This is a genomic window from Vibrio sp. Sgm 5 (assembly GCF_026241575.1).
Taxonomy (GTDB): Bacteria; Pseudomonadota; Gammaproteobacteria; order Enterobacterales; family Vibrionaceae; genus Vibrio; species Vibrio jasicida.
Genome location: NZ_JAPHPY010000001.1, coordinates 1 through 24,670, shown reverse-complemented (window position 1 = coordinate 24,670; position 24,670 = coordinate 1). Strand labels below are relative to the sequence as shown.

19 protein-coding genes are annotated in these 24,670 nt (G+C 45.5%); 4 read left to right on the top strand and 15 right to left on the bottom strand.

Going from position 1 to position 24,670, the window contains the following annotated elements:
* Positions 1-4: 4 nt before the first annotated feature.
* Positions 5-622: a tRNA-uridine aminocarboxypropyltransferase gene (locus OQJ86_RS00095; protein WP_265984931.1), complete on the bottom strand. Its 618-nt coding sequence runs from the start codon at positions 620-622 to the stop codon at positions 5-7.
* A gap of 3 nt (positions 623-625) precedes the next feature.
* Between OQJ86_RS00095 and rrtA the strand changes: the two genes are divergently transcribed.
* Entirely contained in the window at positions 626-1,177 is a 552-nt protein-coding gene (gene rrtA / locus OQJ86_RS00090) for a rhombosortase (protein ID WP_038879420.1), read from the top strand.
* A gap of 134 nt (positions 1,178-1,311) precedes the next feature.
* On the opposite strand, the gene OQJ86_RS00085 is transcribed toward rrtA, so the two are convergent.
* The 7 genes from OQJ86_RS00085 to tig all read right to left on the bottom strand — a co-directional run bounded on the left by OQJ86_RS00085 (position 1,312) and on the right by tig (position 10,169).
* Positions 1,312-1,611, bottom strand: coding sequence for a ComEA family DNA-binding protein (locus tag OQJ86_RS00085; protein WP_265984928.1), 300 nt, complete (start codon positions 1,609-1,611; stop codon positions 1,312-1,314).
* Between the two features lie 145 nt (positions 1,612-1,756).
* Complete coding sequence (gene ppiD / locus OQJ86_RS00080; RefSeq protein ID WP_038865553.1) at positions 1,757-3,616, bottom strand: peptidylprolyl isomerase; 1,860 nt, start codon at positions 3,614-3,616, stop codon at positions 1,757-1,759.
* A gap of 214 nt (positions 3,617-3,830) precedes the next feature.
* The gene (locus tag OQJ86_RS00075; RefSeq protein WP_005430934.1) at positions 3,831-4,103 is read right to left on the bottom strand and encodes an HU family DNA-binding protein; all 273 of its coding nucleotides are present in this window, start codon (positions 4,101-4,103) and stop codon (positions 3,831-3,833) included.
* Positions 4,104-4,294: 191 nt separating this feature from the next.
* Positions 4,295-6,646 (bottom strand): endopeptidase La, encoded by a 2,352-nt coding sequence (gene lon / locus OQJ86_RS00070; protein ID WP_265984923.1) that lies wholly within the window; start codon positions 6,644-6,646, stop codon positions 4,295-4,297.
* 130 nt (positions 6,647-6,776) lie between these two features.
* Complete coding sequence (clpX, locus tag OQJ86_RS00065) at positions 6,777-8,057, bottom strand: ATP-dependent protease ATP-binding subunit ClpX (protein ID WP_038865557.1); 1,281 nt, start codon at positions 8,055-8,057, stop codon at positions 6,777-6,779.
* A 72-nt stretch (positions 8,058-8,129) separates the two neighbouring features.
* Positions 8,130-8,756 (bottom strand): ATP-dependent Clp endopeptidase proteolytic subunit ClpP, encoded by a 627-nt coding sequence (gene clpP, locus OQJ86_RS00060; protein WP_005430931.1) that lies wholly within the window; start codon positions 8,754-8,756, stop codon positions 8,130-8,132.
* Between the two features lie 105 nt (positions 8,757-8,861).
* Positions 8,862-10,169 (bottom strand): trigger factor, encoded by a 1,308-nt coding sequence (tig, locus tag OQJ86_RS00055; RefSeq protein ID WP_038865559.1) that lies wholly within the window; start codon positions 10,167-10,169, stop codon positions 8,862-8,864.
* Positions 10,170-10,692: 523 nt separating this feature from the next.
* Here tig and OQJ86_RS00050 point away from each other — a divergent pair.
* The 3 genes from OQJ86_RS00050 (at position 10,693) to OQJ86_RS00040 (ending at position 14,099) form a co-directional block, all read left to right on the top strand.
* Complete coding sequence (locus tag OQJ86_RS00050) at positions 10,693-12,489, top strand: sensor histidine kinase (RefSeq protein WP_265984906.1); 1,797 nt, start codon at positions 10,693-10,695, stop codon at positions 12,487-12,489.
* A 12-nt stretch (positions 12,490-12,501) separates the two neighbouring features.
* Positions 12,502-13,839, top strand: a complete 1,338-nt coding sequence (locus OQJ86_RS00045) for a sigma-54-dependent transcriptional regulator (RefSeq protein ID WP_265984904.1) — start codon at positions 12,502-12,504, stop codon at positions 13,837-13,839.
* Positions 13,840-13,916: 77 nt separating this feature from the next.
* Positions 13,917-14,099: a hypothetical protein gene (locus tag OQJ86_RS00040; RefSeq protein ID WP_038865757.1), complete on the top strand. Its 183-nt coding sequence runs from the start codon at positions 13,917-13,919 to the stop codon at positions 14,097-14,099.
* A gap of 37 nt (positions 14,100-14,136) precedes the next feature.
* Here the strand turns inward: OQJ86_RS00040 and OQJ86_RS00035 are convergent, their stop codons facing one another.
* The 7 genes from OQJ86_RS00035 to OQJ86_RS00005 form a co-directional block, all read right to left on the bottom strand.
* Complete coding sequence (locus tag OQJ86_RS00035) at positions 14,137-15,498, bottom strand: TRAP transporter large permease (protein ID WP_265984899.1); 1,362 nt, start codon at positions 15,496-15,498, stop codon at positions 14,137-14,139.
* A 3-nt stretch (positions 15,499-15,501) separates the two neighbouring features.
* A complete protein-coding gene (locus tag OQJ86_RS00030; protein ID WP_038865567.1) occupies positions 15,502-16,173 on the bottom strand; it encodes a TRAP transporter small permease in 672 nt (223 codons plus the stop codon).
* Positions 16,174-16,261: 88 nt separating this feature from the next.
* Positions 16,262-17,260, bottom strand: coding sequence for a TRAP transporter substrate-binding protein (locus tag OQJ86_RS00025; RefSeq protein ID WP_038865570.1), 999 nt, complete (start codon positions 17,258-17,260; stop codon positions 16,262-16,264).
* A gap of 216 nt (positions 17,261-17,476) precedes the next feature.
* Positions 17,477-18,946, bottom strand: coding sequence for a protein adenylyltransferase SelO (locus OQJ86_RS00020; RefSeq protein WP_265984892.1), 1,470 nt, complete (start codon positions 18,944-18,946; stop codon positions 17,477-17,479).
* A 178-nt stretch (positions 18,947-19,124) separates the two neighbouring features.
* Positions 19,125-19,940, bottom strand: a complete 816-nt coding sequence (locus OQJ86_RS00015) for a sugar transporter (RefSeq protein WP_104028845.1) — start codon at positions 19,938-19,940, stop codon at positions 19,125-19,127.
* A gap of 170 nt (positions 19,941-20,110) precedes the next feature.
* Positions 20,111-23,092, bottom strand: coding sequence for a M6 family metalloprotease domain-containing protein (locus tag OQJ86_RS00010; RefSeq protein ID WP_265984888.1), 2,982 nt, complete (start codon positions 23,090-23,092; stop codon positions 20,111-20,113).
* 227 nt (positions 23,093-23,319) lie between these two features.
* Positions 23,320-24,642 (bottom strand): TrkH family potassium uptake protein, encoded by a 1,323-nt coding sequence (locus tag OQJ86_RS00005; RefSeq protein ID WP_050568503.1) that lies wholly within the window; start codon positions 24,640-24,642, stop codon positions 23,320-23,322.
* Positions 24,643-24,670 lie beyond the last annotated feature (28 nt).

Here is a 24,670-nt window from a genome sequence, read left to right as displayed (position 1 = left end):
TTCGCTACTCACCTTTCAGATAGTTCTTCTCAAATACGCCCGGAGGCATCTGGGCGATTTGAAATTCAATCATCTTCTCAAAAGCAATCAACAAAGGAGTAAGATCCTTGCTAGGTTGAAGTAACGAGAGCGCATGAAACCCCGCTTCTACCGTCGACAAGCTGTTATCAGAAGGCGCTTTACGAATCGTATAATGACCTTGTAAGTCTTCCGGTAGTTTAACCGTCTGGATAGTATGAAGGTTCGTCGACAGTTGCCACATCTTGTAGGCTTTCTTCCAAGTACCGTCGAGTAAGATTAAACGTGTTTTCTTATCGGGCACTTCTGCAACCGTCGCCAATTCTGAAAGGCACAACGATTGCTCTGAAGGGTAAAGAATGAAATGTTGGTAGGTTTCATCTTCAAGCAACGCATTCAAGGCCGCACTGTCAGAAAAGTCTTCTCCAATCAGGCAAGTACAATGATTTAGGCTCAAATTGAGAATCCGTGCCGTACCAAGAGGACGATGTTCTTCACTCGTATGCTGAAGAATGATAAGTTCAACCTCGCTTGCTAGCGGTACAATCCATTGGCAAATACAGGCTTTGAGCGATTTTCCACACTGAGAACAATAACGAGACATAGAGTGAACCTTTATACATTGCTGAGCATCATCAGCGTTATCTGTTTAATTCTTCAATTCGAACCCATGGCAAGTCTGACTGAATGGCATGCTTACAATATACGCCATGGCGAATGGTGGCGAATCGTAACAGGAAATCTCACGCATACCAACTTTGCTCATCTCGGCATGAATCTCGCTGGATTATGGGTTATTGGTTTTATCTTTCGACCGACAGCACGTAACTTCACCATCGTATTTTTGATTCTTTGTTCATTTGTCGGTGCGATGAATCTTTTTACCAATATGTCAGTTTATGTCGGGTTGTCAGGTGTATTGCATGGACTCTTTGGTTTCTGGGCGCTCAGTGAGGTTTTCGACGGCAGAAGAAGCAGTTTGGTGCTGGTAGGTGGCTTAATTGCAAAAGTCGCGTGGGAGCAATTCTACGGCCCCTCCACTAGTACTGCAGCTATGATTGGCGCACGTGTTGCGGTTGACGCTCATTTATTTGGTGCAATTGGTGGTTTAGGCATGGCTTGGTTGGAAAAGTTAATGCATCGCCGGATCTTTGGTTAAACCAGATAAGCGATCTTTGGCCTTCCTCAAATTTAAATCTGACCAAATAAAAAATCCCGAACCGGTAATGAGGATTGGTTCGGGAAAGCAGTAATAGGAAACAGAAACTTCGCTTTTCAATGGCCAAAATGTATTTACAGCAAAATTCGCTCTTGGTTTTTCTTCACCGTTGCTTCCCCAATGCCTTTCACTTTGCTTAAGTCCGCTGCCGTTTTGAATGGACCGTGCTCTTCACGATACTTTACTATCTGTTCGGCTTTCTTCTCGCCAATACCATTAAGTAATGTCGCGATCTCTTCCGCTGAAGCAGTATTCACATTAACAGTAATCTCAATACCTTCGTATTTCGACGATTTCGACTTTGTTGTCTCACCGCCGGCCGCCCATCCCACTGGTGTCAATAGCATTAAGCACAGCGTTAACATCCATTTCATATTGAGTGCTCCTCCTGAGTTATCTTGTCAAAGTACTGACTACTCTAGATAAACCGAGCACGGCATTGAAGTGACTTCAGATAAAAATAAAACGGGCCGCTAATGCGACCCGTTTTAGTTAACATGCAAATTACATTCGTAGTGCTTAGTTGCTCACAACAAAGTACTCGATGTCAGTGTTTGCGCGTAGTACTGCGATAACAGAAGTAAGATCTTGTTGTGAAGAAGCACGTTGCATCTGCATTGCTACTTGCTCTTCTAAAGAAGCATCTAGTTCAGCTTTCACAGCATCAAGCTCGATAACCACGATGTTACCAGCAAGGTCTTTTGACTGACCGTATACAGGCTTGTCATCAACTGGTTTCGCCATAGCAAATACTGTGCTCGCCAGTGGAGAACGACGGTCTACGGTTTCTTGCTCACCAAACGTTAGATTGTTTTCAGCAAGGATAGCCGTGTTGCCTTCTTTAAGCGCAGCAACCACTTTCGTACCTAGTTCGATTGCGCCTTGCTCACCTTTAACGCGAGATAGCTCAGCAACCACTTGGTCTTTCACTTCGTCTAGAGGAAGTACGGTCTCGTCACGAGCATCTTCAACGCGAACAACAATGATGTGCTCAGGTGCGACTTCGATTGCTTCAGAGTTTAGACCATCTTCTTTCACTTCTGGGCTTAGAATCGCCTGCATTACTGCTTGGTTCTTAAGCACTTCAGGCGCATCAACTTGAGAAATGAAGTCTGTCGTTTTCACTTCTTGGCCAACCGCTTTAGAAGCGTCGTCTAGAGAGTCAGGGAATTCAAACGCCACTTTCTCTAGCTCGTTTTGTAGCTCGTAGAATTGATCAACTGCTTTTTGGTCAACCATCTCTTGTTTGATTTCAGCTGCGACTTCAGAGAAAGGCTTAGCAACAGAGTCTTTAAGCTCTTCAAGCTTGATGATGTGGTAGCCAAAGTCAGACTTCACTAGACCAGTCACGTCACCAGGGTTCTTAAGTGCGAACGCCGCTTCTTCGAATGCAGGGTCCATTACATCGCGCTCAATCCAACCTAGGTCGCCGCCGTTTTCAGCACTGCCAAAGTCGTCAGATTTTTCTTCTGCTAGCTTAGCGAAATCTGCACCACCGTTAAGTTCATCAAGAATGGCTTGTGCTTTCGCTTCATCATCACCTTCAACTAGGATATGTGCGACGCGACGTTGCTCTTCTGAAGAGTATTTGTCTAGGTGATCATCGTAGTATTTCTTAACTTCTTCGTCAGAAACTTGGATTTGCTTTTTCAGTGCTTCAGCTGATAGTTCAATGTAAGCGACTTTTACTTGCTCTGGGCGAGTAAACATATCTGGATTTGCTTTGTAGTACTCTTGAATTTCTTCATCAGTAAGATCTACTTTTTTAGCAAACTCAGCTAAGTCGATAGTCACAGTACGAACGTCACGAGTTTGTGTGAACAGCTTACCTTCTGACTGAACTTCACCTGGTAGAGTGAACTCACTGGTTTGCAGAGCGTTAAGCAGTTGCTCACGAACCAATTCACGACGCATGTACTCTGCAAATGAATCTGGAGAGAAACCAGCACGGCGCAAAGAAGCTTGGTAGATGTCTTGGTCAAATTGGCCGTTAGACTGGAACTGAGGCATGTCTAGAATCATGCTACGTACTTGAGCATCGCTGATGCGTAGACCTAGTGCTTCAGCTTGTTGATCAAGCAACACATCGTTGATCATACGATCTAGAACTGATTTGCGGAAAGATTCAACGTATGCAGGGTCTGCTAGCAACTGAGAGAAGTTGTCACCCAATTGAGCTTGCATGCGGTTACGCTCATTTTGGTAAGCCATTTCGAACTCACCACGAGCGATCTCGGTATTACCTACTTTCGCCGCAGAGTTGTTGTTACCACCAACAATGTAGCTACCTACACCTGCAAATACGAAAGATAGAATGATAAGTCCAAGGATAATTTTGACCGCGATGCTATTCACGCCTTCGCGTAGTCGATCCATCATAATTTAACTGCTCTCCACAATTGAAGCCGACTGCTTCTAATAGAAAATGTAATGTCGCGATAATATCAGAAAAAGAAATGCGCATCAGTAGGATGCGCATAATTTAAGAAAGTTCGGCTCTTAGTTTGTAAATTTTTGTACAAATCTGACTGTTTGAACAAAAACTATGCAATGGCCGTTCGCTGAACCAGCTCTGCGTCATCGACGCAAAGAATTAGTTACAAGCGTCTTTTAGAGCTTTACCAGCTTTGAAAGAAGGTACTTTAGCTTCTGCGATTTGGATTTCTTCACCAGTTTTTGGGTTACGGCCTGTGCGTGCTGCACGAGTGCGTACGCTGAAAGTACCGAAGCCAACAAGCGCAACTTGGTCACCAGACTGAAGCGTACCACTTACTGCTTCGATGAATGCATCTAGAGCGCGACCAGCTGATGCTTTAGAGATGTCTGCGTTTTCTGCGATTTGTTCTACTAGTTGAGTTTTATTCACTGTGATTTCCCCTTTGTGTCATCTGTGATTATTTTTGTGATGACGTTTCGTTCCATAATTAAAAAATATGCCCCACCCCTTATCCTTCAAGGGCTGGAAGCTATCGAACTTAACTTAGCTTCCAAAAAAAACGCTGACAAGCCTTTTTGAGCCTATCAGCGTAAAGTTTTACTTATTTTTGCTGCACATCACTATTTTTGAGACGGAAACTCAACGCCTGTCGGGTCTTGCTCTAGTGCAACTTTAAGAACTTCGTCGATCCACTGTACAGGGATAACCTTCAGATCAGCGATAACATTTTCTGGAATCTCTTCCAAATCACGCTCATTGTCCTTCGGAATCAGTACCGTTTTGATGCCACCGCGGTGTGCCGCAAGTAACTTCTCTTTTAGGCCACCGATAGGTAAAACTTCACCGCGAAGCGTGATTTCACCCGTCATACCCACTTCTGCTTTTACAGGATTACCCGTCAAGCTAGAAACAAGTGCAGTACACATTGCGATACCCGCACTTGGGCCATCTTTTGGTGTTGCACCTTCAGGTACGTGAACGTGGATATCACGTTTTTCGTAGAAGTCAGAGTTAATACCCAGTTTCTCGGCACGTGAACGCACAACGGTCATCGCAGCTTGGATCGACTCTTTCATTACGTCGCCAAGTGAACCCGTTTGGGTCAGCTTACCTTTACCCGGCATTGATTCAGTTTCGATGGTCAGTAGATCGCCGCCAACTTGTGTCCAAGCTAGACCCGTTACTTGACCGATACGGTTGCTATCGTCCGCTTTACCGAAGTCATGACGCTGAACACCTAGGTACTCTTTTAGGTTTTCCATTGTCACGGTAACTGATTTCAAGCTGCTATCAAGCAGGATGTTCTTCACTGCTTTACGACAGATCTTAGAAATCTCACGCTCTAGGCTACGCACACCCGCTTCACGCGTGTAGTAACGAATGATGCCAATGATCGCTGAATCTTCGATAACAATTTCGCTTGGTTTCAAGCCATTACGTTGAACTTGCTTGTCAACAAGGTGACGTTTCGCGATGTTCAGCTTTTCGTCTTCTGTGTAGCCAGACAGACGAATCACTTCCATACGGTCTAACAAAGGACCAGGAATATCCATCGAGTTCGACGTTGCAACGAACATCACATCTGATAAGTCGTAATCGACTTCTAGGTAGTGATCGTTAAACGCGTTATTTTGCTCCGGATCTAGAACCTCAAGCAGTGCTGAAGACGGATCGCCACGCATGTCTGAAGACATTTTGTCGATCTCATCCAGAAGGAATAGTGGGTTTTTCACCCCAACTTTCGACATTTTCTGAATGAGCTTACCCGGTAATGAACCAATGTACGTACGACGGTGACCGCGAATTTCCGCTTCATCACGTACACCACCTAGTGCCATACGCGTATATTTACGGCCCGTTGCAGCAGCGATAGAGCGGCCTAGGGATGTTTTACCAACACCAGGAGGACCAACAAGACAAAGGATAGGGCCTTTCAGTTTGTTGATACGGTTTTGTACCGCCAAGTATTCAAGAATACGCTCTTTAACACGCTCTAGACCGTAATGGTCTTCGTTTAGAATCTCCTCTGCTTTCGCAAGGTTCTTCTTAACTTTTGAACGCTTCGCCCATGGCACACTCACCATCCAATCGATGTAGCTACGCACCACTGTCGCTTCTGCTGACATTGGAGACATCATCTTAAGCTTTTGCAGCTCTTGTTCTGTCTTTTCACGCGCTTCCTGAGGCATTTTCGATTCATCGATCTTTTGCTTCAGGGTCTCGAACTCGTCAGGAGCATCTTCCATCTCGCCAAGTTCTTTCTGAATCGCTTTCATTTGCTCATTCAGGTAGTACTCACGCTGAGATTTTTCCATCTGCTTTTTAACGCGACCACGGATGCGTTTTTCGACTTGAAGAAGATCAATTTCTGATTCCATCTGACCCATAAGGAATTCAAGACGCTCAGTCACATCAACGATTTCAAGTACTTGCTGTTTGTCCACCAGCTTTAGAGGCATGTGCGCAGCAATGGTGTCTGCAAGACGAGCTGCTTCATCAATACCATTTAGTGAGGTAAGCACCTCTGGTGGGATCTTTTTGTTTAGCTTAATAAAGCCTTCGAATTGGTTGATCGCACTGCGAACAATCACTTCTTGCTCAGGCTCTTCAAGCTCAGGCGTAACCACAAACTCTGCCTCTGCTAGGAAGAATTCGCTTTCTTTAAAGTGGTTGATTTTCGCGCGCTGTTGACCTTCAACCAACACTTTAACTGTGCCGTCAGGTAGCTTAAGAAGCTGGAGAATGGTTGCAACCGTACCTACTTCAAATAGGTCATCAACCGTCGGCTCGTCAGTATCAGCTTGCTTTTGTGCCACAAGCAGAACTTGTTTGTTTGTTTCCATTGCCGTTTCTAGACAACTAATCGATTTCTCACGACCAACAAACAATGGAATAACCATGTGTGGGTAGACCACTACGTCACGTAGAGGTAATACCGGGATCTCGATACGCTCGGAACGTTCCAAGTTCATATAATTCTCTCTTCCGCTTTCACGTTTAACGTATTACTTAACGAAGTATATGGGGTCTAATTATTTGGATTCAATAAGAGAAATAAAAAAAGGAGGTAATTACTTACCTCCTTTTTATTCATGGCTGAATTTATTCTGCTCCAGCTGCCTGGCTGTCGGCGTTGCTGTAAATAAGCAGTGGTTCTGATTCACCATTAATGACTGATTCATCAATCACGACTTTACTTACGTCCGTCGCTGATGGCAGTTCATACATGGTTTCCAGCAGAACGCTTTCTAGAATTGAACGTAGACCACGAGCACCTGTCTTACGCTCCATTGCTTTCTTAGCGATAGCACGTAGTGCGTCTTCACGGAACTCAAGCTCAGCGTCTTCTAGCTCGAACAATGCTGCGTATTGCTTGGTTAGTGCGTTCTTCGGCTCACATAGGATCTGAATTAACGCTTCTTCATCTAACTCAGTTAACGTTGTCGTTACTGGTAGACGACCAATAAACTCAGGAATCAAACCGTATTTCACTAGATCTTCAGGCTCTACCTGAGTAAATAGTTCACCGACGGTTTTGGTTTCGTTCTTAGAGCGCACTTCTGCGCCAAAGCCGATACCAGTACCTGTTGCTACACGTTGCTCAATCACTTTATCTAGGCCAGCAAATGCACCGCCACAGATGAACAGGATCTTAGACGTGTCCACTTGTAGGAATTCTTGCTGTGGATGCTTACGACCACCTTGTGGTGGAACCGATGCAACCGTACCTTCAATAAGTTTTAGTAGCGCCTGCTGAACACCTTCACCAGATACGTCACGCGTAATTGATGGGTTTTCAGCTTTACGAGAAATCTTGTCAATTTCGTCAATGTATACAATGCCGCGTTCAGCCTTAGCTACATCGTAATCACATTTTTGCAGAAGCTTCTGGATGATGTTTTCAACGTCTTCACCTACGTAACCAGCTTCGGTTAGTGTGGTAGCGTCAGCCATTGTAAATGGCACATCCAAGAATCGAGCTAGCGTCTCAGCAAGCAGTGTTTTACCACTACCCGTTGGACCAATTAGAAGGATGTTACTCTTACCAAGCTCCACACCTTCGCTCGTTGTATCACCATTGCGTAAACGCTTGTAGTGGTTATATACCGCAACTGCGAGCACTTTTTTCGCGTAATCTTGTCCGATCACATAGTCATCAAGGTGTTCACGGATCTGTTTTGGCGTTGGTAACGCCTCAGATTCTTTCTTAGGGAGAACATCCTTGATTTCTTCGCGAATGATATCGTTACATAAGTCGACACACTCGTCGCAAATGTAAACTGACGGACCTGCGATTAGCTTGCGAACTTCGTGCTGACTTTTGCCACAGAAAGAGCAGTACAGCAATTTGCCGCTGCCACTTTCTTTGCTTTTATCTGTCATTCGCTAACCTCTTAGCCTTTACTCTTTATGAATTGAGTGTATATCAAATTTAGCCAAAATGCGCTGGCTAAATTACTCGCCGCGATGGCTCAACACTGCATCCACAATACCGTATTCTACTGCCTGATCTGCCGACATGAAGTTATCACGATCAGTATCACGTTCAATCACTTCAAGAGGCTGACCAGTATGCTCTGCCAATAGGTTATTTAGCTTCTGCTTGATAGTCAGGATTTCCTGAGCATGGATTTGGATATCAGAAGCTTGACCTTGGAAACCACCAAGTGGTTGGTGGATCATCACACGTGAATTAGGCAGAACGTAACGCTTACCTGGCGCACCACCTGCAAGCAGGAACGCACCCATTGAGCAAGCTTGACCCATACATACTGTGCTCACATTTGGCTTGATGAACTGCATAGTGTCGTAAATAGACATACCCGCAGTCACGCTGCCGCCTGGAGAGTTGATGTATAGGAAAATATCTTTATCTGGATTTTCAGATTCTAGGAAAAGTAGCTGAGCCACGACAAGGTTTGCCATGTGGTCTTCCACTTGACCGGTTAAAAAGATCACGCGCTCTTTAAGCAAACGTGAGTAAATGTCGTAAGAGCGTTCGCCGCGGGAAGTTTGTTCAACCACCATTGGCACTAGCGCGTCAATAATTGGCGACATTGCATTTTTTTCTTGGTAGCTCATATTCTTATGTCCCTAAAATAAATGGCCCGGATGATGACTATCATACGGACCATTGTTAGCAGAATAGTCGACGTTAAGTCAACCTTCTACGCAAGATATTGCTTATTAAGCAGCAGGTTGTTGTTGGTTAAGTAGCTCGTTGAAGCTTACTTCTTTCTCAGTAACCTGTGCTTTAGCGATGATCGCGTCGATTGCTTGCTCTTCTAGAGCAACGTTACGCATGTTGTTCATCATTTGCTCGTTTTGCTCGTAGTAAGCAATAACTTCTGTTGGATCTTCGTAAGCTGTTGCCATCTCTTCGATAAGAGACTTCACTTTCTCGTCGTCAGCTTTTAGCTCTTCAGACTTGATTACTTCACCTAGTAGAAGACCAACAACTACGCGACGCTTAGCTTGCTCTTCGAACAGTTCACGTGGAAGCTGTGCAGCTGCTTCTGGGTTACCACCGAAGCGTTGTGCAGCTTGTTGACGTAGAACTTGGATTTCTTGGTCGATAAGTGCAGCTGGTACGTCGATTTCGTTTTGCTCAACTAGGCCGTCGATAGCTTGCTCTTTGATGCGGTTCTTAATAGCTTGCTTAAGTTCGCGCTCCATGTTCTTACGAACTTCAGCTTTAAGTGCGTCAACGCCACCTTCAGCAACACCGAACTTAGAAACGAATTCGTCGTTTAGTTCTGGTAGTTCGCGAGCTTCAACTTTGTTCACTTTGATTGCGAACTTAGCAGCTTTACCTTTTAGGTTTTCAGCGTGGTAATCTTCTGGGAAGTTTACGTCGATCTCGAATTCCATACCTTTAGTTTTACCTTCGATACCGTCTTCGAAACCTGGGATCATGCGACCTGCGCCCATCTCTAGTGGGAAGTTCTCAGCTTTACCGCCTTCGAACTCTTCACCATCGATAGAACCAACGAAGTCGATGCTTACACGCTTACCAGCTTCAGCAGCTTCTTCTACTTCAGCCCAAGTAGCTTGTTGCTTACGTAGAGTTTCGATCATCTCTTCTACGTCTGCATCGTTAACTTCAGTTGTTGGTTTTTCAACTGTGATGCTGTCTAGGCCTTTTAGCTCAACTTCTGGGTAAACTTCGAAAGTTGCAGCGAAAACTAGGTCAGCGCCTTCGTTGTTTTCAACTGGTGCGAACGTTGGAGCGCCTGCTGGGTTGATTTTCTCTTTTACGATCGCTTCGATGAAGTGGCGTTGCATAACTTCACCAAGAACGTCTTGACGTACTGCTTTGCCGTACATCTTAGCAACCATTTTTAGAGGCACTTTACCTTTACGGAAACCATCGAAACGACGGTTTTTAGCGATGTTGCGTAGTTCAGCTGTTACAGCGTCTTCGATGTTTGCAGCTGGAACAGTAATGTTTAGACGGCGCTCTAGGCCCTCTAGCGTTTCAACAGTAACTTGCATTATATATAAACCTCTAAAGTGGCTCGGTCTTCCCGAGCTTATGAGCGAGACTCTGTGAGTTCACGCTTCATCCTTGTGTAGTGTTCTGTCCGAACACCTAAGTTAAAACCGAGTATCGATGCTGGAAACCAACACCAGACTAATCAGTGATATCCTCCGCAAACGCAAAAGGTATCTCCTATTAGCCTCAGGACAGAATTTTTAGACGCGACATTCTAGCGATCTGTCGCAATCCTGTCGAGCCAATAGCCACTATGTGGACATTGTCTGCGCTAAATTCTCGAATACGGGCTCAATTTTTGCGAAAAATGCCCTTTTAGCATCGCTTCGCCTTAGCCAGCATATCTAGAATGGGGACAATAGCGACTTTTTCAAGAGAATCGACTGCTTTTTTTATTGAAAAGCCTAAAAAGAGATCTTGCTCTTGTTTTACTCCACAGAGTTGAAAACTAAATCCCTATTCATCACTACAAACTATTAACATTTTCTTACGTCACCAAAGGAAGGGGCAAGGAGCGTAATGATGTCGCAGAAAAACCGTATTCTACTGATTTTTTTTGCCTTCTATTTACTTTGCGCTTTCATCGGTGGGCATTGGGTTTGGAGTCACAGCTACCAATCTTTGCTCGAAAAACACCAGTCTCAGCTGGAACGTTTTTCCAGTCATATCCAAAACAAATTAGACAAATACGCGCACATTCCCCATTTACTATCCAAAGATGAACCTTTGGTACAAGCACTACTAACCCCGAATAACAGTGCGCAGCTCGAAATCACCAATCGCTATCTAGAATCGGTTAATCACGTGATTGAAGCGGCAGACACCTATTTGATCGACAAATGGGGGACGACGATCGCCGCCAGTAATTGGCGCAAAGAGCGTTCATTTGTGGGGCGCAACTTCGCTTTTCGCCCTTATTTCAAGCAAGCCATTGTCGGTGAGAGAAGTGAATATTACGCCCTCGGCTCCACTTCGGGTAAACGCGGCTATTACTATTCCTATCCCATCGTCTATGCCGGTGGCGTAATTGGTGTCGTGGTGGTCAAAATGGATTTGAACAAGATAGAAGACAATTGGCAGCAGCCTAAAAGTGTTTTCGTCGCCAGTGACCCAAATGGCATAGTGTTTATGAGCAGCCGTAACGACTGGTTGTTCAAAAGCCTACAATCACTTGATGAAATAAAAGAAGCCGAAGTTTGGGCAAGCCGACAGTATTTAGACACTCATATTGAGTCACTTGGTTTTGTCGGTGACATGCTGCCGAAACATTCTGAGGTAAAGCAGGGCTACCCTTACAATAAAGGAACCTTGGTGATTTCTTCCCTGCCCCTTGACGAACTCAAACTGACGATCCGGGTACTCTCGCCTAAGCAAACGGTGGTTTGGTTCACCATGGGCTATTTGCTCGTTTTGACTCTAGCTTTTACCGTTTTATTCCTTCTAGGCCAACTGGTTTATCACCGCCAGCAGCGTCATCGTCAACTTGACCGAATTCAGCAAGAAGCCAATCAGAAACTTGAATATCAAGTCATGGCGCGTACCGCTGAGCTGCAAGCCGAAGTTGCCCAGCGTACCGAAACCGAGCAGACCTTACGCTTGACGCAAGATGAGTTGATACAAGCCGCAAAACTGGCGGTACTTGGGCAAATGTCAGCAAGCATCAGCCATGAGCTTAATAACCCGCTCGCCGCCATTCGCAGTTTTGCTGAGAACGGGAAGCTATTTCTTCAAAAAGAAAAATGGGAACGAGTTGAAGATAACCTCACCCGCATTTCCGCACTCTCCGACCGAATGGCAAACATCAGCCAACAATTGCGTTCTTTTGCCAAGAAAACCAGTGGGAGTGAACTACTTCAAACCCGCCTATTACCCGTCGTTGCGTCGGCACAAGAGTTGATGAAGCCCGCGTTCAAATCGGCGCGAGTGACATTAGAAACGAATGTTCCAGAGCATGATATCGATGTGTACATCAATACTATCCAGCTTGAGCAAGTATTAGTAAATCTGCTAACCAACGCGATTGAAGCAATGAAAGCCCAAGAGCAGAAACGAGTGGCGTTGTCTGTGGAACGTGATGAGACAACGAAAACTGTCTGGGTTCATGTCGATGACAACGGCTCAGGTTTGGGTGCATTCACACTTTCAGAATTGTGCGAACCGTTTTTGACCACCAAACAAAACGGTTTGGGGTTAGGGCTTTCAATCTCCCAACAAATCTTAGCCGGGATGAACGGTAGATTGAGTGCTCAGAATAGAAAACAAGGTGGTGCTCGATTCTCACTCTGTTTACCTATTGCTTCACCAAACGCCAAACCATAGAAGGATGAGACCATGTGTCAGGTATTTTTTATTGATGACGAAGCCGATCTCAGACTGGCGATAGAACAAACCTTCGAACTTGCCGATATTGACGCCAAGTTTTTCTCCGATGCAGAATCGGCTTTAATTGAGATGCAGCAAGGCGAAGAGGCTGGCGTCGTTGTCACTGATATCTGTTTGCCGGGCATTTCCGGAATGGATTTGCTGACCACACTCACTCAGCGCGATGCAAACCTCCCCGTCATCATGATCACCGGACATGGCGATATATCCATGGCTGTACAAGCTCTCCATCAGGGCGCTTACGATTTTATCGAGAAACCTTTTGCGCCAGAGCATCTAGTAGAAATCGTTAAGCGGGCTATTGAGAAGCGAAAGCTCACCGACGAAAATGAAAAACTGCGACAGTCACTCAAAGCCAGCAAAACCCTTGGGCCAAGAATTATCGGCGAAACTCCTAGCATCCAAATGCTGCGCGAAACCATCAGTCACATCGCGGATACGAACGCCGATATTTTACTATTTGGCGAAACAGGAACAGGCAAAGAACTGATTGCTCGTTCGCTGCATGAGCAAAGTGCTCGCCGCAATCAAAACTTTGTCGCAGTAAATTGCGGCGCAGTACCGGAAAACCTAATTGAGAGCGAGTTGTACGGTCACGAAAAAGGCGCATTTACCGGAGCAGAAACCCGTCGTATCGGCAAATTTGAATTCGCTCAGGGCGGCACTCTGTTTTTAGATGAAATCGAATCTATGCCAATTCAGGCACAAATTCGATTACTACGTGTTCTTCAAGAAAGAGTGATTGAACGAGTAGGATCAAATGAATTACTGCCATTGGACATCAGAGTCATTGCCGCAACTAAGGTCGACTTAAAGCAAGCCGCTGAAGAAGGCTACTTTAGACAAGACCTGTATTATCGTCTCAATGTAGTCACGCTCGACTTACCACCCATGCGCGAACGAAAAGAGGACATTCCTGCGCTGTTCCACCACTTTCTGTTAGTCGCTGCATCACGTTATGGTAAAACCTCACCTAGCCTTTCGTCACAAGATCTCGCTCAATTAATGGCCCATGATTGGCCCGGTAATGTTCGTGAACTGCGCAACGCAGCCGAACGCTTTGTCTTACTGGGTAAACTGATACAACTTGGAGAGACACCCTCTCATCCAACGACGGCATCAAGCCTTGCAGAACAAGTGGCAGAATTTGAGAAAGCAGCAATAGAGAGTGTTTTACTAGAAAGCCGCGGCAGTATTAAGCAAACCATGGAACAATTGAATGTGCCTCGAAAAACCCTGTATGACAAAATGCAACGCTATCAGATAGATAAAGATCTATATAAATAAAACGCAGTTTGCGGTTTGTTGTTATATCCAACTTGAATCATACTTTTTATAACAACGAAAAGATGGCTCATACGGATATGACAGAAAAAATTAAAATACCGGTGATCACTGATACAGTAATGGTCGACGGGCATTATCAAGAAGAAAGGCGTTCTGGCGAAGATAGGCGCAAAAACAAAAAGAAGTGGCTTGGCTACGAGCGGAGGATCAAACCCGATCCGAGAAGACCATCCTATAAATCCATAAACGAAGAGGTGTGAACAGTCACACCTCTTTTGCTTTTGTGGCTAAAAACCATTACTTGATGATGATTTCTGGTCCCATCAGCGTGGTTGGTAGCCAAGTCGAAACCCAAGGTACATACGTTACGATAATGAGGAATAAGAACATCACCGCCACCCAAGGCAAAGCCGCTTTCACCACGTTCATCATCGACATTTTCGCTACCCCGGCGGTTACAAACAAATTAAGCCCCACAGGTGGCGTTATCATGCCTATCTCCATATTCACCACCATCATAATACCAAGGTGAATAGGGTCGATACCTAGTGCGATTGCAATTGGAAAAACCAAAGGTGCGACGATAATCAACAACCCTGAAGGCTCCATAAACTGACCGCCAATCAGCAGCAACACGTTGACCACAATTAAGAAGGTGATCGGGCCGAGCCCCGCAGACAGCATAGATTCAGTGATCATTTGCGGGATGCGTTCTTCCGTCAGTACATGTTTAAGAATCAAAGCATTGGCAATGATGAACAACAGCATGATGGTCAGTTTGCCGGCTTCATAGAGCGTGTGCTTGGTGTCTTTATGGACAAACGTTTGGAAGATCTTCACCAACGCTGGTTTGGTATTATGTTTATCCGCAAATGGTCCCATGTCTTTATAGATAAAGTTGGCAATCAAAAACGAATAAACTGCTGCCACCGCCGCGGCTTCTGTTGGCGTGAAGATACCACCGTAAATACCACCAAGAATGATCACCACCAACAACAATCCCCAACTGGCGTCTTTGGCGGCAGCGAACGTTTCCTTCCAACCAACAAAAGGTTGTTTGGGTAAGTTCTTAATCCTCGCGGCGATGTAGATAGCAATCATCAACATCACACCCGCAAGCAAGCCCGGTATCACACCGCCAAGAAACATACGCCCCACCGATACATCCGTCGCAGCGGCATACACAACCATCACAATTGAAGGTGGAATCAAAATGCCCAATGTCCCCGCATTACAGATAACCCCCGCCGCAAACTCCTTCGAGTAGCCGTTTTTGATCATACCGGCGATAACGATGCTACCAATCGCGACTACCGTTGCTGGAGATGACCCCGAAAGCGCGGCAAACATCATACACGCCACAACCGACGCCATCGCTAAGCCACCACGGAACCAGCCGACAATGGCGATCGCGAAGCGGATAATACGTTTGGCTACACCACCGGTAGACATAAAGCTTGAGGCTAAAATAAAGAAGGGAATCGCTAAAAGGGTGTAGTGACCAGCAAACGCATTAAACAGAGTTTGAGCAACAGAGGCCAAAGACGCATCCGAGTGCATCAATAAGAACAGAATACTAGAAAGGCCCAGCGAGACAGCAATTGGCACACCAATCAGCATGAAGCCAATCACCATCAAGAATAAAAACAGAATATCCATGGTTTATTGCTCCTTGCGATCTGATGAAGAAGAACTATTTGGAATGGCATCCGCCGCTTCACTCAGCTCTTCCTTTAACGCTTCTAACTCTTCTTCCGCTTCATGACCTGCAATTAGACGGTCGAGTTTACCTGTCGCAATTTGCCATGTAATTTGTACAAAACGGAACGTCAGCAGCGCCATACCAAGTGGCAGCGCAAAGTAAGGAATAAATCTTGGTAGCTTTTCGTAGCGTTCACCTTCATTAAGCCAATCGGCCAAGAATTGAAACATCTCTGGCATTGGAATGTCATCCGTCTCATACCATGCACGCTCCGTCGCAAATGGGTACCAGTAATTCCAAGAACCAATCAGTAGTAGAACCGAAAACGCTAGGCAGCAAACAGCGGCAAGCAACGCGAGTATTTTACGTTTAGGCTCAGAAACCATATTGATGATGACATCGACACCAATGTGAAAATGTTTCTTTACTCCATAAGACGCACCAACCAACACCATCCACGCGAACATGAATACGGTCAGCTCCAGCGCCCAAAGTATATTGTCGTTAAAGACATAGCGAAAAATCACATTGGCAAACGTCAGCAACGTCATTGCACCGAGAAAAAATGCAATCAGCGTTTCTTCTAAGGCGTCAGTGATTCGCCCTGCCTTGGCAAAAAAAGTCTGTTCCATAATTACATCACATCATTATTGGGAGAAAAGGGCCCTCTTCCTCAGAACGCTGAGTACATGAGGGCCAATCGTAGTGCTCGTGTAATATTTATTGTTGGTTAGACGCTATTGCGGCATCAATAAGATCGGTACCGATGTCTTTCTCAAACTTTTTCCACACAGGTTGAAGTGCAGTCACCCATTCTTGGCGTTGCTCAGGCGTTAGAGTTCGAACTACCCCACCCGCTTCAATGATGTTGTTCTTATTCGCAAGGTTAACTTGTGTCGATTCTGCATTGCGCTGAGTCGTTACCTCTTGAATGATGGTATTGAGCTGCTCGCGTTGATCATCTGGGAGTTTTTTCCAGAAGTCGTTTGACGTTACAACAAGGTAATCCAGAATGCCGTGGTTGGTTTCAGTGATGCCATCTTGTACTTCGAAGAACTTCTTACCGTAAATGTTCGACCACGTATTTTCTTGACCATCTATAACTTTGGTTTGAAGACCGCCGTACACTTCTTTAAATGACATTTTTTGCGGGTTCGCACCAAGTTGCTCGAACTGAGCGACCAAAACGTCGGATGCTTGCACGCGGAACTTCAGCCCCTCGGCATCGCTTGGCAGCATTAATGGCTTGTTGGCAGACATCTGCTTCATACCGTTGTGCCAGAAAGCGAGACCTTGTAAGCCACGACGCTTCATTGCGTTCTTTAGCTTCTCGCCAGATTCTGAGTTTTGGAAACGGTCAACAGCCGCCACGTCTTCGAATAGGAAAGGAAGGTCAAAGATGCGGTACTTTTTGGTGAATTTCTCAAACTTTGAAAGAGAGGGGGCAGCGAGTTGAACATCACCGTTAAGGAGCGCTTCAAGCACCTTGTTATCATCGTACAGTGTCGAGTTAGGGAAAACCTGCATACAGACTTTGCCGTTCATCTCTTCGTTCACGCGCTTTTCTAGCAGCGAAGCTGCAATGCCTTTCGGGTGTTTATCAGTGTTAGTTACGTGGCTGAACTTGATGACGGTTTCACCAGGGTCACAATTTGCGGCAGCGTTAAAACTAGTGACAGCAAGAGCAGAGACAGACAGAAGGGTTAGAGGTTTAAACATTATTATTCTCCTTGTTGAATCACATCCCATCCTTTCCATGAGTACCTAAATGGGTGGAGGGTGATGGGTACGGATGTTCAACAAGGAGCAAGTTGCAGACCAAGTTAATTATTCTTTATTATTCAGATATTTAAATAACAAAGAATAATCAATGGTGAAGATAAAGGGTTAAATCCACCCACGAGAACAAGCTCTATGGGTGGGAAATGACACATTTTAGGAAGAGCAGCTGATTTCCATCGTCTTACCCCACTCAGGAGGTAACTTGGCATAACCATCAAAATCTGGCTGTTCATCAAATGGGTGCTTTAGCAACTCAGCGAGACGATTTACTTCACTGAAATCTCCCTCCTCTGCCTTATCAATGGCAAGCTGCGCAAGGTAGTTACGTAAGATGTATTTCGGATTCACTTGACGCATGCGTCCACATCGTGTGGCTGCGTTAACACATTCACCTCGTTCATCAACCTCTAATTCGCAGCGAGCAAGATACAAATCCACCCATGCATTAGCGGCTTCGCGATCAAGGAACAAATCGATCACAGCTTGAGGCGACTTAACATCGAGATTAGACAACTCACGGAAGAAGCGAGTGTAGTCAGCTTTGTTTTGGTTCAACAGCTCAAACATAGCTTCGAACAAACGTCCATCTTCGTCCACCTTAGTATGGAGACCGAGTTTGGCTCGCATCAGTGCACTGAATTGCTGGCTCAGGCGAACTTCAAATTTACCAAGCGCCGCTTCAAGATCTTCTCGCACCACCAACGGCGATAATGCATGCGCTAAGGCAGATAAGTTCCACAGCGCGATGCGTGGCTGCTGCTCAAACGCATAACGACCTTGGTAGTCTGAATGGTTACAAATGTAATTTGGATCATAATCGTCGAGGAAGCCAAACGGGCCATAGTCGAACGTTTGTCCGAGTATCGACATGTTATCGGTGTTCATCACGCCATGCGCAAAACCGTAAGCTTGCCAGTAGGCAATCAGCTCTGCGGTTTTCTCCACAATAGACTCGAACATAGCTGCGTATGGCTTCTCCGTTTGGGAGCACGCAGGGAAGTGCCATTCAATCACTTTGTCAGCGAGCAGCTTTTGCTCAGCAAGTTGATTGGTATAAAAGAAGTGCTCGAAGTGACCAAAACGGATGTGCGTTTCTGCTACGCGAATCAACAACGCACCATATTCCATCTTCTCGCGATAAACGGGGGTATCGCTGTCCATCATACCCAGTGCTCTGGTGGTCGGAATGCCTAACCCAGCCATCGCCTCACTGCACAGATATTCACGAATAGTAGAACGTAGTACCGCTCGGCCATCCCCCATTCGCGAGTACGGGGTAAGCCCTGCTCCTTTGAGGTGAATATCAAACCAAGTGCCATCATTGTGCTGCATTTCAGCGAACAACAAGCCGCGACCGTCCCCCAAGTCTGGGTTATAAACCCCAAACTGATGACCTGCGTACTTCATTGCTAAAGGCGCGAAAGGCAAAAAATCCGTTTGCCCAGAAAATACCTTCAAAAGCTCGTCACTCTCTTTCACTGGTAAACCAAACTGTTGAGCAAACTCGCCATTCCACACTACCCAACGCGTATTGTCTAAGAGCTGCGGAGTAACATAGGTGAAAAACGCAGATGGTAGTTCACTAAATCGATGGGTGAAATTGACACCTTCTAAGATAGGCATGATGGTTCCTCAAATACGGCTTCCTGTTAGAAAGTATACGCCCTGTATGCCATAGCTTTCAGCCACGAATTATTCATGGGTATTTCAGAAAGAGCAGATCAAAGAAACCACTTTAGCGAAAGGAGTAAAAAGAAGCGGCCCCGCTTTACAGCATCGTTAACGGGGCTGCCATGATGACTTACCCTCGAAACTCGTAAGCATCGCTCTGAGAGTCTGGAACACCCTTAAACTGAGCGCGTTCGATATCCAGAATCGTTCGATAACTCAAAGATAGAAGTGCGATTTGGAAGGCTCCAAAAATACCGAAAATAACGCCAGATACGACCAATGCGAAAAGATGGGTGAACTCAGCGAACACAAATTGACTAACCGATCCCACAACCAAAGGAATTAGCCCCATCAAAATAAAAATCTGCTTGTTGAAAGGACGACTTTGTCGCCATGCATTACCAAGGCTTCTCGGTTCACGATCTAACGCCGTTGCAGGTAACACTAAGGACCAACGGGAAAGAACCCAGTATCCCGGAACACTCAGCAGCAAGGTAACAAGGTTCATTGTGAACTCACTGATCTCTCCGCCTTCAAAGACGATAAAAAACGTCACGAGAAATATTGGTAACGCGATGATCAAGCCCATTGATAAACCGAACAAAATCCACCAGCCAATAAACCGTAACTCTCGCATGGATAAGCGCATCACATCGAGAACAGAACGCATGTATTCATGAGCAAGATAAATACGGTGGATGCGAACCGCCGCCATTGCCGCAACTAGCGGGTACAAAAGGAAAGTCGTAATAAAGAAACCAGCACCAAAGTTAGAAAAGTCAGGCTCTTGCGATCCTTGAACTAGGGCTTCTTGGTATTGGGTAATAAAGATCGTGTGAACCACGATCAAAGGAATACAAGCGACAACTATCGCGAGCAGGTTTGCTCTGACCATTACTACTGCTTCTTGGCAAAGAGCCGCAACAGAAAACCGATTATCAGACATAAAAATATCCTTACTTTTATAAATATCTAGCCATAGATTACGCCTCAAGAATAGAAGGCGTACAAAAATAAAGGTGAAACTCATCTCATAGTAAAAAGTTCGATGAGTACATTGTTGGAATAAGAATGAACAGAAAAAAGCCACTCAAAAGAGTGGCTTTGAAACATCAATTAAGTACGGCGACGCCAACCAAGTAGCGCCAGTAACATTAATGCCCAATAAGAGACACTACCGCCACTGTCAGATTTTTTGAAATCGACACTCTTAACTGAAGCCACGACGGAAACATTGATGGATCCTTTGGTAGTACCACCCATGCCATCAGAAACAGTGTATTCCAACTGAACGTTCGCGACTTCATCATCTGGTGCTTGATATTCGACTTTACCGTTAAGGACACTCGCAGAGCCGTCTCCAGACAAGTTATTTACACTTTGCAATATGAGTGTGTCTTCATTGAAATCCGAATCATTACTCAACACATCAATCACAATACTCTTACCCGCTTCAACACTGGCAGAGTCTGGTTGCGTCACCGGCGCAGTATTCTCAACTTCAACATCGACTGTTGCACTTGAAGACAATCCGCTTGGATCGGTGACCGTCACTTGGAACGTTAGAACCTCACCGGCTTTCGTACCTTGAACGACACTAAAACTTGCGTCTGCGCTGCTTGTATTCGTCAATGTTGCTGCCGTACCGGAGGTTTGTACCCACGTATATCCAAGCGTATCACCATCTGGGTCCGTACTCGATGCCGCTGATAAGCTTCCTTTGCCATCAACACTCATGCTGCTGGTATCAACGTCAATACTCGCGGTTGGCGCTTCATTTTGACCATTCACTGTCACTTGAACGGTGACTGATGCCGAGCTCAATGCACCATCAGAAGAAACAAGACGATATTGGAAACGATCTGTCCCTACAAAGCCCATTTGTGGTTGGTATTTATTCCCACTAATAGATCCATGTGTCGGTTGCTGCGTGTATTCAACATTAAATTGATAACCTGGAGCAACAAAGTCATTGTCCATTAAGTTCAGATCAACAGAAACATTCTTATCGGTTTCAATGATATCGGCTTTTGCTTCAACAAGGCTGTTTGTGTCGATATCAAATAAGGCGGCGAAAGGAATGAAAGAAAAGCTTTGTCTCGTTAAACCATTTGCGTAAATCGCGTTGCTGCGACCAGCCCACATCGTTGGTTGAGATTGCAATTCTGTCGCTAACGCACTTTCAAAATTAAAATTAGTTTCAAAACGCCCACCTTCAAGCTCAACGACTAGCAAGTGATGACCCGCACTTAGCTGACTAGGTTGATCAAAAAGAATACGTGAGGAACCTTGCAAAGAACCTTCTTGTAGCAACTGAGCTTCACTTTCCTCTAACCACAGGCTGTAAGTTTCTAAACCTGTTGATGGAAAACGCCACACCTTATAATTCATCGAATTCTCAAAGCTGTCTAACGTGGCGTAAACCTGAAGGCCATCAAGTTGCGATGCGGCTTTGAGGTCAATAGAAATGCCCAACGCGTTATCCGTTCCCGACATCACATAGCCTTGATAGAACGAATTTTTCCAAGCCGATTTATTTGGCTCATTTGGCATCGTTAATGAGAAGGTCGCGCTACTGGGGTTACTCGTAATATTCGAAATAGTGACGTCGGTGTTGTATCCCGTAATACTACTCAAGCTAGGAATAGAGAAATCAGAGATAGCCGTAGCACCATTTGGGTACAAATCGCCACTGTCACTTGGGAATCCCCACTCAAGCTCACGCTCACCATCGGCTTGCATGATTTGCACCTGCATATCGCCAGCACCATTGAAAGGATTCAAGATATTCACCGACGTAGCGAGAACACCTTCTCCTGCCAATGCACGGTCGTAATCAACATGGGTACGATTTTCAAGGTAAACGCGAGGGCCATGTTCTTTTAAGTAAGGATCAAGGTAAACCAGCTCTACCTCGCCATTCGATACCGAGGAAGATTCGTCCGTTTGGGCGATTTCTGGTACGACAAACCCAGCGGCATGCTTGCTCCACGCACTCATATTAACGGGGGTATCGCCAGCATAGCTGTCCCCTGGTTTCATCGCCCATGAACCAGCGCCCATCACTCCCCACTGACCAATAGAGGCCAAACCGTTGTAGGAGTATAGGTCCGGTAAACCAAGCATAAGATGACCAAGTTCGTGAACGATCACTCCCAATGTCGATTGGTGCGTCACTTGGAAATCAGCAAACACGCAATACTCTGTGATCGTTTTACCGTCGATGGTTACATCATCATGAGAGAATTTGTGCGGCCAAATTGATGGACGATCAAGATAGTCTGTCGAACGGTCACCACCAGCAAAAATAAACATCACTGACAGTTCTGTCGGGTCAATACGCCCGTTGTCATTGACATCGTATTGGGCCAAGTTTAAGTACGGGTCCAATTTTTGATAGGCCTCCGCAAAAACGGCCTTGGTCTCTACATCACACGCATCACCACCAAAACTGCTGTTACAATCTGGGTGGTTTTGGTCAACGCTAACACCGATCACGCCATCATTTTCCGTCCCGTATGTTTCAACGGCTGGAACAACACGATATTGCCCTTTCGAGTTCTTGTCGTAGTAATCCACCACACTTTGACGATTTTCACCAAACACCAAAGGTTGGAAATCATGCACCATCGCTTGATCATTAAAGGACACTTCGACAACCAATAGTGGTTGCTGCTTAACACTCGCCCCACTCATCGCTTGAATTCCCTGAGCTTGGCGCATCATATTGGCGCGCGCTCTTGGTTCTATGCCTTTCAATGAAGACATCGACTGCTTGAGCAAGACGCTTGGGCGATTTTTTGCAATGGCAGGTGCAGTGGCTGCTTGTGTCTTTTCAACACCCGTTGAAACCAAAATAGGGCGATCGGATTTACGTTCAATTTGGGCGTAAAACCAAGTCTCACCCTGTTTGATCAGCGCATTACCTTGTTTATCTTCGTGCCAGTGAAAACTTGCGCTACCACGCAGAATCACATCACTAGAAGTACCATCGCTTAGGGCGACTACTCGCCAATTGGGGGAAGGAGGGGTGGTTGCCATGCTTTGACCAGATACGAAAGCGGCCAGCATGGTGAGTGCTAGTGTCTTGAACTTCAAACTACGGCTCCATGAGTTCGATGCGCGAATTACGCATTCCATACGCAAATAAAACAACAAGTTGTATATGAAAGAACTATGGGATAGTACAGAAATCGTTAAGGATTGAAATACTACTAATGCAAATAAATCGAAATTATTCTCATTTCTGCAGCGTATTTATAAAAAACGCGAGCGCAGTTAAACCGCCATACTCGCGTAATCGTTTGCTGATAACAGATCTATTACTAACCAGTTAAGACATTGTCTTCTGGGTATTTGATTAGCGTTGGTTCTGGACGCGCTAGCATATAAGCCAGTGTCAGTGGACCAATACGACCAATGATCATCACTACTATCATGATGTACTTGCCTGGTTCAGAAAGATCAGCCGTCAAACCAGCAGTTAATCCAACAGTCGCAAAAGCAGAAATCGTCTCGAACATCACCTTATCAAAGTCGGCTTTCTCGGTGAGCATGAGCAAAAACATTGCCGTCGTGAGAATAGCCCCGCTCACAACAATAATCGCAAGCGACTTAGTAACGGTTTGCCAATTGACGGTACGTTTGAAAATGACGACATGCTTTTTCTGACGAAGGAACGCCCATGTCGCCATAAACGCGACAGCAAAAGTAGACACCTTAATACCACCGCCGGTTGAGGTAGAACCTGCACCGATAAGCATCAATACAATCATCACCAGCAAAGCTGGTTGAGTAAATTGTGCTAGATCGACACTATTAAAACCCGCTGTACGTGCGCTGGCAGATTGGAAGAACGCCGCTAACCACTGCCCCGCTACAGGCAAAGATTCCATTGTGTTCGGATTGTGTCTTTCCAATAACCAGAACATGATGGTCCCAACGGCAAGCAATACGGGGGTCGCAATCAACATGATCTTGGTATGCAAGTGCAAAAAGTGAAAACCTTTTCGCCAATGCAACCACAAGTCACCAATAACAGTGAAACCCAAACCACCGAATATGAACAATGCCGCCAACGTAAAGATCACCACTGGGTCATTCACAAAGCTCATCATGCTATCTGAGAACAATGCAAATCCGGCGTTGTTGAACGCAGAGATAGAATGGAACAGTGCGTAGAACATCCCCGTTTGCCAACCCATTTCAGGCACCCAACGGAAAGAAAGGAAAATAAAACCTATCGTTTCTGCGATCAGGGCAAACACCACGATTTTCTTAACCAGCTTACGCAAGTTAACCTGACGGTCTTGTCCTAAGGCATCTTTTGCCAAGGCTTGTTGGCGCAAGCTAAGGCGAACACCAAACATATAAAGCAATACCGCAGATAACGTCATTTGCCCTAGCCCACCGATTTGCATCAAGCACATCAGCAAAATCTTACCGGCCAAGGTGAAGTGTTGCCCCGTATCAACGACCCCAAGCCCCGTCACACTGATGGCAGAAGTCGCAGTAAATAGCGCATCGGTAATCGACAGACCGGTCACCGAAAACATAGGTAAGGTTAGCAAAACAGCAGAAGGCAATAACACACCGAGAAAGCTCAGCAATATAATGCGCGGCTCGCCACCTTTCGCTTTATCTCGTATGCCGTCTTCTGCTTGAAAAAAAAAAACA

Excerpts from the sequence above, each read along its gene's own strand:
- OQJ86_RS00095 (WP_265984931.1), bottom strand. The coding sequence starts at position 622 with ATGTCTCGTTATTGTTCTCAGTGTGGAAAATCGCTCAAAGCCTGTATT.
- OQJ86_RS00085 (WP_265984928.1), bottom strand. The coding sequence starts at position 1,611 with ATGAAATGGATGTTAACGCTGTGCTTAATGCTATTGACACCAGTGGGA.
- ppiD (WP_038865553.1), bottom strand. The coding sequence starts at position 3,616 with ATGATGGATCGACTACGCGAAGGCGTGAATAGCATCGCGGTCAAAATT.
- lon (WP_265984923.1), bottom strand. The coding sequence starts at position 6,646 with ATGAACTTGGAACGTTCCGAGCGTATCGAGATCCCGGTATTACCTCTA.
- clpX (WP_038865557.1), bottom strand. The coding sequence starts at position 8,057 with ATGACAGATAAAAGCAAAGAAAGTGGCAGCGGCAAATTGCTGTACTGC.
- clpP (WP_005430931.1), bottom strand. The coding sequence starts at position 8,756 with ATGAGCTACCAAGAAAAAAATGCAATGTCGCCAATTATTGACGCGCTA.
- tig (WP_038865559.1), bottom strand. The coding sequence starts at position 10,169 with ATGCAAGTTACTGTTGAAACGCTAGAGGGCCTAGAGCGCCGTCTAAAC.
- OQJ86_RS00050 (WP_265984906.1), top strand. The coding sequence starts at position 10,693 with ATGTCGCAGAAAAACCGTATTCTACTGATTTTTTTTGCCTTCTATTTA.
- OQJ86_RS00045 (WP_265984904.1), top strand. The coding sequence starts at position 12,502 with ATGTGTCAGGTATTTTTTATTGATGACGAAGCCGATCTCAGACTGGCG.
- OQJ86_RS00040 (WP_038865757.1), top strand. The coding sequence starts at position 13,917 with ATGACAGAAAAAATTAAAATACCGGTGATCACTGATACAGTAATGGTC.
- OQJ86_RS00035 (WP_265984899.1), bottom strand. The coding sequence starts at position 15,498 with ATGGATATTCTGTTTTTATTCTTGATGGTGATTGGCTTCATGCTGATT.
- OQJ86_RS00030 (WP_038865567.1), bottom strand. The coding sequence starts at position 16,173 with ATGGAACAGACTTTTTTTGCCAAGGCAGGGCGAATCACTGACGCCTTA.
- OQJ86_RS00025 (WP_038865570.1), bottom strand. The coding sequence starts at position 17,260 with ATGTTTAAACCTCTAACCCTTCTGTCTGTCTCTGCTCTTGCTGTCACT.
- OQJ86_RS00020 (WP_265984892.1), bottom strand. The coding sequence starts at position 18,946 with ATGCCTATCTTAGAAGGTGTCAATTTCACCCATCGATTTAGTGAACTA.
- OQJ86_RS00015 (WP_104028845.1), bottom strand. The coding sequence starts at position 19,940 with ATGTCTGATAATCGGTTTTCTGTTGCGGCTCTTTGCCAAGAAGCAGTA.